The sequence below is a fragment of the Dolichospermum circinale AWQC131C genome (assembly GCF_000426905.1).
GTDB lineage: Bacteria > Cyanobacteriota > Cyanobacteriia > Cyanobacteriales > Nostocaceae > Dolichospermum > Dolichospermum circinale.
In genome coordinates, this window is record NZ_KE384647.1 from 10,853 (window position 1) to 11,148 (window position 296).

A 296-nucleotide genomic window follows, 5' to 3' on the forward strand; every position below is an offset into this window, starting at 1 on the left:
ATTAAAGCAAGCACAACTTAATCAAGCCGAATCTCTTGGTAGATATTCTTTATCTTTATCTAATACTAGTCAGAAATTCGATGCTTCTATCCAAGCAATTAAAGCAGGAATAATCCTGAAAACCCAGAAATTATTCAACTTAGTGGTGATGAATGCCTTACAAGCACCTCTTAGTGATACAAGCGAAAAGAATCGCTTGCTAGGGCATAGTGGTACTATCTTCAGCGTCAGTGTTAGCCCGGACGGCAGGACTTTGGCTTCTGGTAGTCAGGACAAGACAATCAAACTGTGGAATC

The 296-nt window shown here is 40.2% G+C and carries 1 protein-coding gene; it reads left to right on the forward strand.

All coding sequences use genetic code 11. The features are described 5' to 3' along the window. Positions 1-296 (forward strand): WD40 repeat domain-containing protein (locus ACIR131C_RS25195; RefSeq protein ID WP_035372549.1); only part of this gene is annotated, 296 nt, incomplete at both ends.